The organism is Devosia sp. RR2S18 (assembly GCF_030177755.1).
GTDB classification, from domain to species: domain Bacteria; phylum Pseudomonadota; class Alphaproteobacteria; order Rhizobiales; family Devosiaceae; genus Devosia; species Devosia rhizosphaerae.
This window is the reverse complement of sequence record NZ_CP126539.1, coordinates 3,733,354-3,745,815: the sequence shown is the minus strand read 5'-3', so window position 1 is coordinate 3,745,815 and position 12,462 is coordinate 3,733,354. Positions and strand designations below refer to the sequence as shown.

Here is a 12,462-nt window from a genome sequence, read left to right as displayed (position 1 = left end):
TGTGCGTCACTGTCGCGTGGAGCGTGAGATGGCTGCGCCTAAGCAAACCGATCCGCAGTTCAAGCTCAGGCTCACCCCTGAACTGAAAGAAAACATCGAGGCGGAGGCGGCGAAGAACAACCGGTCGATGAATGCTGAGATCCTTCATCGTCTAGAGCTGTCTTTTGATTGGCCAGTTATATCAACTGCTCTCAGGAACGCGCTTGAAGAAAGCGCGGACGCGAATCGTCAGTCCATACAGCAAGAAATTTTAGCGCGACTAGAATTCACTCAACATTGGGACAGTGACTTCTTTAACCCCGCTTCCGACAATGCACGCGGCTTAGACCCTGATCATCGAATTTCTGCTGTCGAGAATCGCTTGGATGAGTTGAGCCGGCTCATTCGCAAACTTGTTGGCGAACCTGATCCCCTATCACAGCCAATGTTTCCGGCCGAAGGCACCGACGACAAGCCGTTCTGAAATCCTACTCCACTGGCAGTATTCGCCATAGTGGAACGTAATGGTACCCGCCCCCAACCATTTCCCATGGTGAGCGAAAGCGAAGCGCTAGGCGCTCCTCGGCAGTTGCACAACATTCGCACTTCTGCCGGTCATTTGCCGCTCAACCTCTGCCGAGATGCGGTTCGCAGCGGCAATCAGCACCGTATCCAGCCGATGCACATATCGGCTCGTGATGGTGTGACCAGCGTGGCCGATGATCGTGCCAATTGTCGCCTCTGAGTAATCCAGGTCACCCGCGATCGATGCAAAGGAGTGGCGCAGCACATGTGCCGTCAGCCCCTCAACTTTAGCTTTAGCGGCCATTCGCTCGATGGCGCCAGGCAGGCCGCCGAAATGGCCATCGGCGCTTCTAGCGCCTGGTAGCACCCAAGAGCTACCTTCAGCCTTGGGCAGGCGTTCGAAGTAGCTCACAGCGGCGTTCCCGAGCGGCCGAATCGACGCGCCGGTTTTGGTGTCGCCCAGCCGCAGCACCTGGTTGCCAAGGTCCACCTCGCTCCAGCGTAACCGCGCGATTTCGCTAATCCGGCATCCCGTAAGCGCAAGCAGCCAAATGCCAGCTCGCACTTGCCACAACTCACCTTCCGCCGCCTCAAGCGCCTTCCCTAGCTCGCGATACTCCGCCGCCGACAGACGCCGTTCTTTCTTGTTGTCGGCCGGGCGCTTCACGCCTCGCGCCGGATTGCTCTCAATGATGCCCTCGCCAACGGCATAGCTCAGAATGCCGCCGAGCAGCCCAGTGGTGCGACTGGCCGTTCCGGCGCCGCCCTCTACCACTGCTTTGCCGCGCAGTCGCCCAGTCTTCTCAACGGCTGCTGTTTTGCCGGCCGTTACGTCGCGGACAAAGCGTGTCACATCGGCCTGGCGTAAATCGATGACCAGCTTCCGGCCGAGCAGCGGTTTGATGTGGCGCTCGATCCGGCCGAGATCTGTTGCCAGGGTGGACGCCTTCTTCGGCCGGCCACCTTTGCCCAGGATCAGGCCCTGCTGGGCTGTAGTGATGTACTGGTCACAGAGTTGCGCGACCGTGAGGGACTTCCGCCGGGTTTTTCGCTCGAGCAGCGGATCGTCTCTCTGCAGAACGACGCCACCCATGGTCTCGATGGCAAGCTTCCGCGCCTGGTCAGTGGTGATGGCGCCATGGCTTCCAATTGTCATCCGCCGACGCCCGGCCTCAGCCCGGTAATCAACGAAGTAGGTCCGCTTTCCGGTGGGATAGATGTAAACGCCAAAACCCTTCAGGTCAGAGCACCAGATGGTGTACTGCCGGTCCTTCAGTTCAGCTCTATCGACTATGCTTTTCGTGAGCTTTGGCAAAGTCCCCTCCAATCCTGCGGCTTGGCGCAACTCACCAATAACTCACCACGGATTGGGAAATTTGGGAAGACGTTAGAAAACCGCCGAAAGGTGCGGAACACTCGGAAAGCCAGGATATACGGGGCTTAGGCGACTTTTAGCCATTCGGAGAAAGCGCGGGAAAACCCTTGACGCAATCTCTCCGAAGGCAGAGGCCACAAGTTCGAATCTTGTCGGGTGCGCCATTTACGTGAAAAACTGTCGGGCCAAATCATGTGTGGGTCGATTCCAAAACTTCTTGGGTCGATCGCGTAGTGCGGCAGAACTTAGATTCTGAGATCGCTACCCTCTTCCACAACGTGATCGGCGTCTGGTTTGGCAAAAGGCGTAGGTTCGCTCGAATAGCGCTGTGCACATTCGCCGAAAGCTCGCAGTGCCTGAGTCTTGGCCAGGTGTACCATTTGTGGGCCGCGAGTGATTTTTTCCTGGAGCCTCTCCACGGCCTGTACATCGCGTGAATACTCCGACCTGATCTGACGCATGATTTCCGCTTTGCACGGCCTGGGTCCCAGTGGATCACACCTCGCTATCCGTGCTGCTGGTTTGCCACTGGCTAGCAGCCGAGACTTGGCAGCGGCAAGCGCAAACCCGGTCAGGCGGTGCTCCTCCCAGGTGCGGCGCCAGTGCTCAAATGCGCTCAGAACATAGTGATTCCAGACCTGCTGCCAGCGATTTTCCAGCTGCTCGCGGGTTCGATAGCGTCGGTCCAGTGTGTTGATGTACTCTCGGTCTACGTCTTCCACCAAGTTAATGTCGATCGGAAGGTGGGATCGTGTCCTTCGGCGTGGTGTAACTGAGGCAGGGCCTCCACGCATATCCGGCTTGGCCGGGTTGGTCAGCGTGCGGGGACTGCCGGCAGGCTGACGAGGGGATCATCGCTCAAATGGGCAACGGATTCCAGCGACATGTATCTGGCGCGCTGCACAGCCCACTCATCGTTTTGCTCGAGCAGGATGGCGCCCACGAGCCGGACGATGGCATCCTCGTTGGGGAAGATGCCCACCACCTCGGTCCGGCGCTTCACCTCGCCATTGACCCGTTCTATCGGGTTGTTCGAGTGAAGCTTGGCCCGATGCTCCTTGGGGAAGCTCATATAGGCGAGGACGTCGTGCTCGGCCTCATCCATGATGGTGGCGAGCTTGGGCACGCGAGTGCGGATCTGGTCGGCAACGGCGCGCCATTGGATACTTGCGGCCTCAGGGGTCTCCTGGGCGAAGGCTGTAGCGATAAAGGCGCTGGCCACCCGGCGACCGCTCTTGCCAGCATGAGCAAGGACGTTGCGCATGAAGTGAACCCGGCAGCGTTGCCAGGTTGCACAAAGGACCTTGGTGACAGCCGCCTTGATGCCTTCATGAGCATCGGAGATGACCAGCTTCACGCCTCGTAGGCCGCGGCGGGTCAGCTTGCGCAGGAACTCGGTCCAGATCGCCTCGGCTTCCGAGGTGCCGATCTCCATGCCCAGCACCTCGCGTCTACCATCGGCGTTGACGCCGATAGCCATGATGGCAGCCACCGAGACAATGCGGCCACCCCGGCGCACCTTGAGGTAGGTGGCGTCGATCCACAGATAGGGCCAATCGCCCTCGATCGGTCGGTCCAGGAACGCTTTAACCTTACCGTCGATCTCCTCGCATAGCCGGCTCACCTGGCTTTTGGAGATGCCGCTCATGCCCATGGCCTTGACCAGGTCATCTACCGAGCGGGTGGAAATGCCTTGGATGTAGGCTTCTTGGATCACTGCCGTCAGCGCCTTCTCCGCCATCCGGCGCGGCTCAAGAAAGCCAGGGAAGTAGCTGCCCTTGCGCAGCTTGGGGATGCGCAGCTCGACTGTGCCGGCTCGTGTCTCCCAGTCCCGTTCGCGGTAGCCATTGCGCTGGACCCGCCGCTCAGTGCTCTTCTCGCCATAAGCGGCGCCGGTGGCAGCGCTAACCTCCAGCTCCATCAACCGTTCAGCAGCAAAGCCAATCATCTCGCGCAGAATATCGGCGTCGGGGGTCTTCTCTACCAGCGTGCGCAGGTTCATCATCGAGTCGGTCATCGGTGGTCCTTCAGGTGCAGGGTTGGGGTAAGCAACCAGACCTTACCGGAAATCCGTCGATGACCACCCAGCCGCTCGCTCGCTACGGCGCTCGTAATGGCGCGCTCGCGAGCGGCTTGACCAGCTCAGTTACACCACGTCCCGGGACACGACCGAAGGTGGCCGCTGATGTCCATGAAGGTCGGCTCTAGTTTGAGGTCAGCACCATCAAACGAGAGTTGGAACCGCCGGCTGATTGTGCGTCCACCATGACTAGGCAACAGCATGCGGATTTCTATCTCTGAACAGCCGCACGTTGAGATGCTAAGGAAGTGATGTGGAAGCACGTAGCCATGCGCAATGGATTTGTGGCTCCAGTTGTATTGAGACAGGCTTTCCGGCTCGAAATCGTCTCGTGCGAGCTCATCAAGGCGATGCGTGCCGAACAATTGTGATCTCCCTGCGCGTGGAGATCATTGCGGTAGGTAGTGAAAGTCACCATCGATATGTTGATGCGTGACGCATGCTTGCGGTCAGCCGCGACGATCCACAGAAGCCGTCTGAGCTTAGCGGGAGAGAGCGCTGGACAGGCGAGATCTCACGAGGCTTAGACGAAAGCGGATTGTACTGACACGATAGACCTGCTTTCCGCATCTATCCTTTGGGTCCAGGCCACAACAGCTAGCTAAAGTCAAGCCAAGCTCAAAGCAACTCTCGTTCACGTTTTTGAACTGCGATCGCCGTGTGGGATTGAGACACTCTCATAGGAGCCGCAGGCATGACCGCCGATTTTGACTACCGACGGATCCTGATCGTCGAAGACGATTGCCTTCTTGCCATGGATATTTTCGATACCGTCAAGGAAGCGGGCGCCATGGCGATCGGTCCTGCGCCGACCGTGGATGTCGCCATCCAGCTGCTGGAAAGCGGCCCTTGGCCAGACTTCGCTATTCTCGACATCAATCTGCACAGCGAAACTTCATACCCGATCGCTGACCTGATGATTGAGCATGGGACACCATTCATCTTCGCTACCAGCACCACCCCGGATCACGTGCCCGAACGCTATCGCGATTTCCCGTTCGTCGGGAAACCGATGGACTTGATGAAGCTGCAGCAGATTGCGGGCAAGGCACGACTGAGCTCCACCCGAATGTACCCCGAAGAGGGTCGCCATAAATGAGGTCGCCCCGACTGTTCTGGTTGTTGAGGACGAGGCAACGCTCGACTTGAGCCTCGCGAGCGCTTCAAAGCCTTGATCACCGAAATCAGGCAGGAGGTCACTCTGAATGTGAGGTGGGTCGCCGCGCCAGAAAGCTCTCCCCCGGCATCGCCGTTCTCTGGAGGCAGCGCTGCTGACCGGCAGGCCACGGCGTACCAGGAAGTGCTATATGTTCCAAGCCGTTTCCGTTGCGTGCTGCGATTACCTTCGTCCATCAGAGTTCGCGCCACCTGCAATCAAGGCTACTTCAGGAAGCCAGGAGCTGCTGCAAGGCGCCGTGCTGAGATCTTGTGCTAGGCTTTTACCAGACGCCCGGAATGGTACGTGCGTCCACGGAAGCTCGAGAGCGTCATTGCCGTTTGCGCCAAGGTCGAGTGTTCGAGTGCAATCTCGTCGAGGGCAGGTCTCTGGCTGTCGAGCCATCTCTCGACCTCGGAAAGGCTGCCGGTCTCGATCCCGGCAAGCACGAGGTTCCATCGTTTTACCTGCGCTCTGTATTCCTTGATGAAGTGAACTGCTGCTTGACGATCCATCACCACCCCTGTGCCCTTGTGAGTTCGGAACGCCGGCCGAGGAGAGTAGTTGCTGAACACACGCAAGAAGATGATCGCATAGGCGGCTCTCCTGCCTGGGTGCTCTGGTCCTGCTTGCGGTTCTATGGACAATCTGAGCGACGGATCCGTGGCTCTACAGCTACTTCAGCGTCCCATTTCGCCTACATCGTCCGCCTCTGATCGAAGCCTCTGATGCACCTTAGGTTTGCCACCATCTGGGACTTTTTGCTCCGCATGTGTTAAGGACGGTTCATATTCCCAAGAGTGTTGCGATGACCGAGCCATCCGGCACCAGTGCCGATGCCATGAATATCCACTTGAGTAGTGCCGATCCTGCGTTGGTCGGAAACGACGCATTGCTGGCGGCGGTGTTTGCCGGAAGCGGTGATTGCATAAAGATCCTGGACCTCGACGGCCGTCTCCAATTCATGAGTGAAGGTGGCAGGCGGGTTATGGAGGTCGACGATTTCGCGGCACTGAAAGGTTGCCCCTGGCCGGACTTCTGGACCAACGAGGGTAATCTCGCCGCTCAGCAGGCGGTAGAGGATGTTCGCAACGGCAAGTCCGCTCGCTTCCTTGGACCTGCCAACACCGCGAGGGGCAATCCGAAGTACTGGGATGTGCGCGTGATGCCGATCCTAGGTCCTGACGGCAAGCCCACTCATCTGCTTTCGATCTCCACCGACATCACGGAACAGAAAGAGGCGGAGCTTGCCCTGCGGGAGAGCGAAGTCAGGCTGAAGCTGGCCTTGGCAGCTGCCGACACGGGCGTTTGGCAATGCGACGTCGTCAATGGCAAGTTCGCGAACCTCAAGGGTGATGATCGTGCCATCTCGCTTCTAGGATTCACCCCGGGAGAGTCTTCGGGGTTTGAGACCTTCCTCACCCGAGTTGCTCATGAGGACCGGTCGCGGGTGGGCTTGGCGGCGGCTCAGGCACTTGGGACCGAAGGAGACGGTATTCTCGACGTCGAATACCGGATCTGCTCAGATGACAGCCTTGAAAGGTGGGTGCACGCTCGCGCCCAGGCTTTGCCTTCATCGGTCGGCAAGCGGCTGATTGGGACAGTGCGCGATATCACCCAGCGTAAGGAGTCAGAAGCCCGTCAAGCGGTCCTGAGCGGCGAGCTTCAACACCGGATCAAGAATTCACTGGCCATGGTGAGTGCAATCGCCAGTCAGACCCTAAAGGGGGACGACATTGTCGAGCGCCGTCAGGCGTTCACGGGCAGATTGGAAGCATTGGCGCACGCACATGACATGCTGACCACCACCGTTTGGGAAAGCGCTGCTATCCAGACCGTCATCGAAACAGCTTTGACCCCTCACATGTCCGGCACAGATCGTTTTGTCCTAGACGGGGTCCATCTGGAGCTATCGGCGAAGCAGTCCGTGTCGCTTTCATTGACTGTCCATGAACTCGCTACCAACGCCGCCAAGTACGGTGCCATGTCTGTTCCCGGGGGCAAGGTTCACATCTGCTGGGGCTTTCACGCTGGCGATGACGGTGAGCAACAGTTCAAGTTCGTCTGGAAAGAACACGGCGGCCCTCAAGTGAAGCAGCCGGAGCGCCTTGGCTTTGGTTCCAGAATGATCACCAGGGTTCTTGCCGCCGATTTCAAGGGAGAGGTCGGCGTCGATTATGCCGCCGATGGCGTCGTTTGTACTCTAACCTCGCCCGCTTCTGTTGTGCGTGTACCCAGACGGAAATAGCAGATGCTTGGCGGTCTTGCGCAGGGCTTACAGGGGGCTCTGTACGTGAGTTCAAGCGTCAGCAGCGGCCAAGCCGCTGCGGCTTCTCCGCAACCCACCCGGAAGTCAGCTCGTTCAGGTCTAGAAGTAAACTCGATTCCTGAAAGCCAATGAGCAACACCTCACACGGTGGGGCGAAAAGCTCACCATTTTCACCCCTATCCAAAATTAGCACGACTGTGCACCAACATGAAGCGGTTCGGTCGGCGGTCCGGGCCGGCTTGGCAACGGCTCTCGCATATTTCGTCGGAGTGGTGCTGCAGGTCTCGGATGTGACCTGGGCGGTGATCTCTGCCCTCTACGTGCTGCAGACGAGTGTTGGAGGCACACTCAACATGGCCTTGGGGCGAATGATGGGCGCTGCGCTGGGGATAGTCCTGGGGCTTGGTGCCGTCTTCATGATGGGGTCTGAATGGTGGATGAATCTAATTGCGCTGCTTGCGGTCGTCGGCGTCATCGGGGCTGTTGGCGAGATCAAGCCGGAGCTGCGGTATGGCGGGGTCGTTGCGGCGATCCTGATTATTTCACCAGGCGAGGCAGGCTTGCTAACCGAGGCGATCGAGAAAGCCTATGCCATCGCCTTGGGCTCAATAGTTGGTGCCATCGTGGGCGTGTTCGTCTTTCCGGTCACCGCTCATCAGAGTGCGAGAAGACACCTGGCCACAGCTGTTCGCCAGTGCGCGCAACTGGTCGAACTTGCATTCGATGCAGACGCCAAATGCGGAACTCAGGAATGGACCAAGCTTCACAAGTCCGTGGAGCGTGAACTCGCGATAGCTGGTGACCGGCTGGGGCAATCGAGATTGCGCAACAGCGACAGCAACAGCAAAACTTCCTCGACGCTGCAGGCGGCGGATCGCTTGTGGCATCATGTATCCATGTTCGATCGAATGGTGAGTGGCGGCGATCGGGAGCCCAGTGAGGAGCAGGAGAACCTGCTTGCGGAAGCCCGGAAAGTAAGTTGCAGCTACCTCGAACGTGTTGCAGATGCCGTGGCCAAGAACGCCTGCCCTCCTGATCTGGGTGAGGGTCACGAGGAACTCGACCGTGTCTCCCAGAAGTGGGCTGGATTCGAGGAGCGGGTCACCCGCGAACGCAAACCAGGTGAAGACAAGCACGTCGCTATTCTGGCGTTCGGCTGGCGTCAGCTTCACCGGGAAATGGAACACCTTACTTCTACGCTCGGCGAAGACGAGGGCAGCGAACCACAGGAGTCCAGCTCATGAACTGGATCCCATGATCACCGGTTTCCCAAAATGCTCCTGGGAGAATTCCTCCGACAGGCGGCGTTTCTGCATCCACATTGATTGGACGAACCAGCATGGCCACGGCAACCAGATATCTGCATGACCGCATAGCAGTTGTTTTCGACTTCGATCTCACCTTGGCAGTAGGCACATTCGACGCCCTGCTGCGGCGGTGTGGTCAAGACCCGGACAACTGGAAAGCGGAGAACGTGAACCCGCTGCAGCAGCAAGGCTGGGAAGAAGTGTTGGCAAAGGTGTTCGCGCTGATCGAGCTTTCGGGCGAAAGCGACGCCTCGATCACTCGGGAACTGCTGAAGGAAGTGGGTCGCGGTCTTGAGCTCTTCGACGGCGTCCCTGATCTGTTCGGTCGATTGCGCCAAGCAGCTGAACAAGTCAGGCCTGGCCTCGAACTGGAGTTCTATGTGGTGAGCTCAGGCCTGGCGGACATAATCTCTCACACCACGATTGCAACAGAATTCAAGGCAATCTGGGCAACGCAGCTGCACTTTGATGATGAGGACCGCGTTTGCTTTCCGAAGTTGATCGTCACTCATCCTGAGAAGGTCCGCTACATACTAGCCCTGTGCAAGGGCTTGGACGCTGCTGGTCCGAATGCCCCATCCGAGGTTTACAGCGAACTGCCCGATGAGCAGTGGCACACATCGTTGGATCAGGTTGTTTATGTCGGTGACGGCAGCAGTGACATGAGCGTTTTCCAGTTTCTCAACAGCCGCGGCGGCATTGCACTGGCAGTATATAAGGGCCAGGAATCGGACGACTGGCAGAGCGCCGGGAGAATGTCTCCCGACCGCCGCGTCGAGAACCTTGCTTCTGCTGATTATCGCTCAGGGGGCGAACTCATGCAGTCGTTGTGCCTGGCCGTGGAGAGCATAGCGCATAAGGTGGCATTGCGAGCGCTCGCTCAAGGAGACTAGCTGCCCCAACTATTCAACGAACTCGACGGTGGTACCCTGCCGGACCATGTGAGCAAGTTCCCGAGCATCCCAGTTGGTCATGCGAACGCAACCGTTGCTGAAGTCCTGAAACAGCTCGGCAGGCTGTGGCGTGCCGTGGATGCCGTAGGTTGGCTTGGTGAGATCAATCCAGACTATCCCGACCGGGTTGTTCGGTCCGGGCGGCAGTATCAACATTTCGTCGTTGTTGCCCTGCTGGAAGTTCTTATCCGGCTGATAGGTGTAGCTGGCTGGAAGGGCAATGGCCTTCACCTCGTGCGTGCCGCTTGGAGAGGGTAGCTGATCGGAGCCCACGGTAACTGGATAATTGGTCACCATCTCGCCAGCCTCATTGTAGGCGGCGAGCCTTTGAGTTGACTTCATCACTTCCACGCGGGTGATCTGCTCGTTCTCACGCGATCCTGGTTCGACGACACTGATGGTCTGACCGACTTTGAAATCGGATTGGGGGTTGAGCTTTTCGAGGAAATCCTGGTCCATGTGAAAGCGCTCGGCCAGTCGTTCGGCCACGCTGGCGTAGCCGAGCCACTCCATCTTTGCCAGTTTGGAATAGTCATCTGGCAATGGCGCGTTCAGCTTGTCGGTGTCCGCCTCCACGATGGTGTATTGTTTGAAATGGATGTGGCGTCCGGTCCACCAAGTGCAGTCCAGACCTCCTGGTCGAGAAGTCCGTCCACCTCGAAGCCCTCGCGGTTCTCGAAAGCCCGCAGGGCGCTCTCGGAAATCCCTCCCTTGTAACCGTCTATGATACCCGGTGAGATACCGGCCCGATCCAACAGCACCTGCAGTTTAACTGTCAGAGCCGAGCGGCCCTCCGGCAGCTCACCACCATTGTAGCTCGCCGAGTTGACGTCCTCGGGGGCGGGGATGGCGTCCTGAGCTACGGCAAAGCCAGGCAGCAGGAAAACGGTGATGGCTGAAGCAGTCAGAAGGTTTCGCAAGAGGTGCACTCCCGTAGTTTCGCTGGCTCCCACCGGGGTAAAGACGCGGCGGAAAAAGGTGGCGGCAAGAGCCGCCACCGGATCCGTGTTTATTGAGCCGGCTGCATGGCGTTTTCGCTGTCCTCGTTCGATCCTTCTTCCGGAGTCGATGACGAGGAACTGCTCTGCCCGCTAGCATTCGATTGGCTCTCGGTTGAAGTGCCGCTCTGGTTGCTACCGCTGGACTGACCCTGGCTCGCGGAACCGCCAGGTTGCTCGGTGGGATTACCCGCCGCGTCGAAATAGGTGACGTCAGCGTTCTGACGAAGTTGCTCGCCTAGGCTCGCGGCCAGCTGCTGCCGCAGTGCCTGTTCGATCTGCGGGCGAGCCTGCTCGAATGTTACGGCACTATCCGGATTGGCCTCCTGGAAGCTGGCAAACGCCGACTGCAGTTGTTCATCGGTTAACTGCTGATTGAGCTGCCTTGCGACCCAAACCTGCACCAGAGCCTGTTCGGTGATCTCCTCCATCATGGTCTGAACGAGGCTTTGCACCTCCGGATCAGACTCAAGACCGCTGGCCTGGGCCTGGTTCAGGATGAGCTCACGGGTGACCAACTGGTCCAGTGCCAGCGTCTGCAGAGATCATCTAAATAGCTGCTAGCATGTGACGCCGGTCTGTTGTGGCCCGCAATCGCTGAGCTTTGCAACTTGTTGGATGAACAACTAGCAAAGATCATGGTGGCCGGCGGGGCGTCTTCGGGGTTGGCTGTGCCCGTCGTTGAAGTCGCTGGTCGCGACGTCCTCGGAGCCCGGTAATTTGGTCGGGGCGTGGACTGTTGACTTCGAATCCTGCGGTACACGCGAAAGGTGATCGGTAAGGAATGGCTTGCAGCGAAGGGGAACGAGAGCGGAGCCTTACCCCTTTCTTCTGCGGAGGTGGCTTTGCAGAAGCACATCGAGATCTTTGCACGGTTTGGCTATGCTGCCCGCGGGTTCGTCTACATGCTGCTTGGCGGAACTGCTCTATTCTCGGTCATCTGGGGCATAGTCGAAGACACACGAAGTTTGAAAGGCTCACTGGGAACTCTGCTTGCGCTGCCTGCCGGCCGGATCATTCTCGGACTAATTGCCGTTGGGTTGGCCGGTCACGTGGTTTGGCGTCTCTTGCAAGGCTTCTTCGATGCCGATGAGGTGGGAAGGGGACTGAAAGGCTGGTTCATACGCGCCGCACGCATTGGCGCAGGGGTTGCCAACGCTACGTTGGCAGCAGCGGCAGCAGGGATGGCTCTGGCTCTAGAACAACCTGCACACGAACTCCGCCTGGTGCAGTGGCTTTCCCAGGTGCCCCTTTGGGAGTGGTGGGCAGTGGGAATCGGAGCGACTTTCGCGGGAGTGGGAATAAACCAAGTTCGGCGAGGCCTCACACGCAACTATGACGAGTTGCTCCGAATTCCACCTGCTTACGCACGCTACCTCGAACCCATGTGCAGCTTCGGTCTGATCGCCCGCGGAGCAGTTTTCCTGCTGATAGGAGGGCTTCTGATCTCTGCCTCCTTCGGCTTCACTCCCGTGGTGTTGGATGGCACCTCCGCGGCACTCGACTATGTTCATCGGCTGCCCTGGGGTTCTATCTTATATGGTGTTCTCTCTGGAGGGCTCATGGCGTTCGGCGGGTACAGCGTGGTGGAAGCGCTTTATCGTCGTGTCGACCCGCCCAGCGCAGAGGAAGTGCGAGAGGCGCTCCCCGGCTGAGGACTGGGGCCGGCCTGTTCTCCCCAACGAAGGCACGCGTGACCTCCCCAGTGGGATACTTCGCGCGGCGGCGCTTGGTCCATGGCGTAGCGGCTGCTTGAGGATAGAGCTCTCCTCCTGGAAGGTGCAGAACCGGATTTCACCTGGACTGTTGCGGCTAGGCAG

Annotated in this window: 12 protein-coding genes; 6 read left to right on the top strand and 6 right to left on the bottom strand. The window is 58.6% G+C overall.

Annotated elements, in window-relative coordinates:
- The first annotated feature begins 28 nt into the window (after positions 1-28).
- Positions 29-463: an Arc family DNA-binding protein gene (locus QOV41_RS18545; RefSeq protein ID WP_415926729.1), complete on the top strand. Its 435-nt coding sequence runs from the start codon at positions 29-31 to the stop codon at positions 461-463.
- 87 nt (positions 464-550) lie between these two features.
- Here the strand turns inward: QOV41_RS18545 and QOV41_RS18540 are convergent, their stop codons facing one another.
- Entirely contained in the window at positions 551-1,819 is a 1,269-nt protein-coding gene (locus QOV41_RS18540; protein WP_284578391.1) for a tyrosine-type recombinase/integrase, read from the bottom strand.
- 874 nt (positions 1,820-2,693) lie between these two features.
- Positions 2,694-3,896, bottom strand: a complete 1,203-nt coding sequence (locus QOV41_RS18535) for an IS256 family transposase (RefSeq protein WP_284577339.1) — start codon at positions 3,894-3,896, stop codon at positions 2,694-2,696.
- A 757-nt stretch (positions 3,897-4,653) separates the two neighbouring features.
- Here QOV41_RS18535 and QOV41_RS18530 point away from each other — a divergent pair.
- Positions 4,654-5,058, top strand: coding sequence for a response regulator (locus QOV41_RS18530; protein ID WP_284578389.1), 405 nt, complete (start codon positions 4,654-4,656; stop codon positions 5,056-5,058).
- Positions 5,059-5,390: 332 nt separating this feature from the next.
- Here the strand turns inward: QOV41_RS18530 and QOV41_RS18525 are convergent, their stop codons facing one another.
- Complete coding sequence (locus QOV41_RS18525; RefSeq protein WP_284578387.1) at positions 5,391-5,630, bottom strand: hypothetical protein; 240 nt, start codon at positions 5,628-5,630, stop codon at positions 5,391-5,393.
- A gap of 293 nt (positions 5,631-5,923) precedes the next feature.
- On the opposite strand from QOV41_RS18525, the gene QOV41_RS18520 reads away from it, so the two are divergent.
- From QOV41_RS18520 to QOV41_RS18510, 3 genes are all read left to right on the top strand, one after another.
- Positions 5,924-7,363, top strand: a complete 1,440-nt coding sequence (locus QOV41_RS18520; RefSeq protein ID WP_284578386.1) for an HWE histidine kinase domain-containing protein — start codon at positions 5,924-5,926, stop codon at positions 7,361-7,363.
- A gap of 149 nt (positions 7,364-7,512) precedes the next feature.
- Entirely contained in the window at positions 7,513-8,628 is a 1,116-nt protein-coding gene (locus QOV41_RS18515) for an FUSC family protein (RefSeq protein WP_284578385.1), read from the top strand.
- A gap of 95 nt (positions 8,629-8,723) precedes the next feature.
- On the top strand, positions 8,724-9,584 hold the full coding sequence (locus QOV41_RS18510) for an HAD family hydrolase (RefSeq protein ID WP_284578383.1): 861 nt from the start codon (positions 8,724-8,726) through the stop codon (positions 9,582-9,584).
- Between the two features lie 9 nt (positions 9,585-9,593).
- Here the strand turns inward: QOV41_RS18510 and QOV41_RS18505 are convergent, their stop codons facing one another.
- The 3 genes from QOV41_RS18505 to QOV41_RS18495 are packed head-to-tail and all read right to left on the bottom strand — an operon-like array spanning position 9,594 to position 11,160.
- Positions 9,594-10,220, bottom strand: coding sequence for a L,D-transpeptidase (locus QOV41_RS18505; protein WP_284578380.1), 627 nt, complete (start codon positions 10,218-10,220; stop codon positions 9,594-9,596).
- Positions 10,196-10,642, bottom strand: a complete 447-nt coding sequence (locus QOV41_RS18500) for a peptidoglycan-binding domain-containing protein (protein WP_284578379.1) — start codon at positions 10,640-10,642, stop codon at positions 10,196-10,198. The genes QOV41_RS18505 and QOV41_RS18500 overlap by 25 nt, the downstream gene beginning before the upstream one ends.
- An 11-nt stretch (positions 10,643-10,653) precedes the next feature.
- Positions 10,654-11,160: a hypothetical protein gene (locus QOV41_RS18495; protein ID WP_284578377.1), complete on the bottom strand. Its 507-nt coding sequence runs from the start codon at positions 11,158-11,160 to the stop codon at positions 10,654-10,656.
- A 327-nt stretch (positions 11,161-11,487) separates the two neighbouring features.
- Here QOV41_RS18495 and QOV41_RS18490 point away from each other — a divergent pair, with 327 nt between their 5' ends.
- On the top strand, positions 11,488-12,297 hold the full coding sequence (locus QOV41_RS18490; RefSeq protein ID WP_284578375.1) for a DUF1206 domain-containing protein: 810 nt from the start codon (positions 11,488-11,490) through the stop codon (positions 12,295-12,297).
- Positions 12,298-12,462 lie beyond the last annotated feature (165 nt).

Excerpts from the sequence above, each read along its gene's own strand:
- QOV41_RS18545 (WP_415926729.1), top strand. The coding sequence starts at position 29 with ATGGCTGCGCCTAAGCAAACCGATCCGCAGTTCAAGCTCAGGCTCACC.
- QOV41_RS18535 (WP_284577339.1), bottom strand. The coding sequence starts at position 3,896 with ATGACCGACTCGATGATGAACCTGCGCACGCTGGTAGAGAAGACCCCC.
- QOV41_RS18530 (WP_284578389.1), top strand. The coding sequence starts at position 4,654 with ATGACCGCCGATTTTGACTACCGACGGATCCTGATCGTCGAAGACGAT.
- QOV41_RS18525 (WP_284578387.1), bottom strand. The coding sequence starts at position 5,630 with ATGGATCGTCAAGCAGCAGTTCACTTCATCAAGGAATACAGAGCGCAG.
- QOV41_RS18520 (WP_284578386.1), top strand. The coding sequence starts at position 5,924 with ATGACCGAGCCATCCGGCACCAGTGCCGATGCCATGAATATCCACTTG.
- QOV41_RS18515 (WP_284578385.1), top strand. The coding sequence starts at position 7,513 with ATGAGCAACACCTCACACGGTGGGGCGAAAAGCTCACCATTTTCACCC.
- QOV41_RS18510 (WP_284578383.1), top strand. The coding sequence starts at position 8,724 with ATGGCCACGGCAACCAGATATCTGCATGACCGCATAGCAGTTGTTTTC.